At 32.0% G+C, this 3,008-nt stretch carries 3 protein-coding genes; 2 read left to right on the top strand and 1 reads right to left on the bottom strand.

Annotation, left to right across the window (positions count from 1 at the left end; all coding sequences use genetic code 11):
• The first annotated feature begins 150 nt into the window (after window positions 1-150).
• Entirely contained in the window at window positions 151-1,425 is a 1,275-nt protein-coding gene (gene glyA / locus ACKI67_RS06620; protein ID WP_292787562.1) for a serine hydroxymethyltransferase, read from the top strand.
• Window positions 1,426-1,571: 146 nt separating this feature from the next.
• Window positions 1,572-2,270, top strand: a complete 699-nt coding sequence (locus tag ACKI67_RS06615; RefSeq protein WP_407462663.1) for a dihydromethanopterin reductase (acceptor) — start codon at window positions 1,572-1,574, stop codon at window positions 2,268-2,270.
• Window positions 2,271-2,375: 105 nt separating this feature from the next.
• Here ACKI67_RS06615 and ACKI67_RS06610 read toward each other — a convergent pair whose 3' ends face one another.
• A complete protein-coding gene (locus ACKI67_RS06610; RefSeq protein ID WP_407462661.1) occupies window positions 2,376-2,678 on the bottom strand; it encodes a DUF192 domain-containing protein in 303 nt (100 codons plus the stop codon).
• Between the last annotated feature and the right edge of the window lie 330 nt (window positions 2,679-3,008).

Here is a 3,008-nt window from a genome sequence, read left to right as displayed (position 1 = left end):
AGAATTTTATAAGATTATATTTTTAGAATTTTTTTATTATTTCTGATTTTTATAAACTTTGAAATTTTTAATAATTCTATTATTTTGCAATTTAATAATAAAAATAATATTTAATTTTAATAAGTTATTTAAGAGAATATAGGTGTTATGATGTATCAATATGAAGAAGATATGAATAAGATTTATGACTTGATGAGAGTACATAATGACTGGATGAGAGACAGCGTTAACCTCATTGCAAGTGAAAATACCACAAGTAATGCTGTTACAACTGCAATGGCTTCTGATTTGGCTCACAGATATGCAGAAGGACAAGCTTATGAAAGATTATACCAAGGATGTACTTACATTGACCAAATTGAAGACATTACAAAACAATTATCCTGTAAAGTTTATGACTGTAGCTATGCAAACGTTCAACCTGTTTCTGGTGTAACTGCAAACCTCGCTGCTTTCTTCGGTTTTGCTAAAGCTGGAGACAAGATGATTGCAATGAACATTCCTTTCGGAGGACACATTTCACATGCAAATGTAAGTGCTGCAGGTATTAGAGGATTAAAAACTTTAGAACATCCTTTCAACCCAGAAGTAATGAACATTGATGTTGATGCATTGAACAAAATGATCTTAGCGGAAAAACCAAAAATCATTCTCTTTGGAGGAAGCTTATTCTTATTCCCACACCCTGTATCTGAAGTTGTAGATGCAGCTAACGAAGTAGGGGCAACCATCATGTACGACGGTGCTCACGTACTTGGATTAATCGCTGGTAAACAATTCCAAGATCCTTTAAAAGAAGGAGCTGAAGTCCTTATGGGTAGTACCCACAAGACTTTCCCAGGTCCTCAAGGAGGAATCATCTTATCAGATAAGAAAAATGAAAAATTAATTGACAATGCTGTATTCCCTGGTGTAGTAAGTAACCACCACTTACACCATTTAGCTGGTTTAGGTATTGCTACTGCTGAAATGTTAGAGTTTGGTGAAGATTACGCTAAACAAACCATTAAAAACGCTAAAGCATTAGCAGGAGCTCTTGCAGAACAAGGATTCAATGTAATGTGTGAAGACTTAGGATACACTGAATCCCACCAAGTTGCTATGGATGTAAGAGATGTCAAAAGAGCTACCATCTTAGCTAAGGAATTAGAGCAAAACAATATCATTCTTAACAAAAACCTTATTCCTGGTGACAATGTAAATGACAGTGATGACCCATCTGGTATCAGAATCGGTACTCAAGAAATCACCAGAAGAGGAATGAAAGAAAAAGAAATGGAAGAAGTAGCTGAATTTATCTGGAGAGTTGCTGAAGGTGACAAAGTGGACATCAAGGATGAAGTCACTGAGTTCATGTCTCAGTACAGAACCATTCACTACGCTTTCACAGAAGAAGAAGGATACAAGTTCATTGAACATATCTAACCCAAGCTTCACAGACTTCAGTCTGTAGAACCTTGATCAAAACTCCAAACTTTTAGAAAAAGTTTGATCAAAATATTTTCACTAGTTGGGAGTAACCCACTAGTTTCTTTTTCATTTTTATAAAATCTATTTTTAGGAGATATTTCATGAAAATCGGATGGGCTTTTACCGGTGCAGGACATTTACTTAAGGAAAGCGTTGAAGCTATGGAAGAATTGGCAAAAGACAATGATCTCACTGTCTTTTTATCACAGGCTTCAGAAGAAGTTTTAAAGATGTATGGACTTTATGATAGGGTTGTTTCTGTAACCGGCGGAAGATACAATGAGCTTGCAAGCGATTCCAATCAGAAATTCTCTTTCCCTATTACAGGCAGGCTTTCACTTGGAAAATATGATTTGCTTATAGTATCACCTACAACTGCAAACACAGTTGCGAAGATAGTCCATGGAATTTCAGACACTCTTGTTACCAATGCTGTTGCACAAGCTGGAAAGGGTAGAGTAAGAACTCTTATGGTTCCTGTAGACATTGAACCTGGAGATGTTGAAACAATATTGCCATCTAAGCTTGAAAAAGCCAAATGTCAAAAATGTGATGAATGCGAGGCGGCTTTAGCTTGTCCAAACGGTGCAATCATCGCACATGAAGAGATTGATCTATTGAAATGCATAGGCTGTGGAACCTGTAAGGACATTTGTCCATATGATGCAGTTTCAACAGGTAAGATCATCACTATGCACATGAGAGAAATAGACATTGAAAATACTCGTAAATTAGAAAAAATGGAAGGAATCGAGATTTTCGACACACCGCAAAATCTCCTTGATAGCTTAAATTTATAATTTAGTTATCTATTTTATTTCTATTTCATCACCTATTTTCAAACACTATTTTAATATCTATTTTATTTCTATTTCATCCCCTATTTTTAAAGACTTATTTAATATTTATTTTATTTCTATCTCATCGCCTATTCTCAAACAATTATTAAACTCTTTTTTATCAAATTCCAATATATATTTAGCTGATTTTTCAGGAACATAATAATTCCAGGGAGTCAAATCCGCTATTTCATAGACTAAATTATTTTTATCAACGAAAACCAAGACAATATCAAATCTCATGAAAAAGCTATGAATAGAAGATCTTTTCCTTGAATTGATCTTTTGTGGAATTTCAAACAGCAATGGAACTTCAGCATTTTCTCGAAACATCAGTCCCATCAAACGGCTGAAAAAATCATCAGCCATTTGAATATTGCTAATTTTCCTATCGTATTTTTTTAAGTATATAGACTTTAAATTTTTATCCTTTTTATTTCTTTTATTTTTAATTAATTTACTCATAATTATCTTATTTTCTATTAAACTTTAATATTAATAAATATTTTCTTTTTAAAATAATTATTTACACTTTAATATTAATTTAACAAGATAATATCACTTTTTTAATTTCACAATTATATAATGTTTTATATAACATAATAGTTTTAATAATAATTATAATAATTTTTATAATAATAAACTTTATTTACATTTAAAATAATAAATATAAATCATAATAATTTATAATTTATCTTT

Origin of the sequence: Methanobrevibacter sp. (genome assembly GCF_045577275.1) — an archaeon.
Taxonomy (GTDB): Archaea; Methanobacteriota; Methanobacteria; order Methanobacteriales; family Methanobacteriaceae; genus Methanobrevibacter.
Note: the sequence above shows the minus strand (reverse complement) of the source record. Positions and strands in the feature narration are given on the sequence as shown.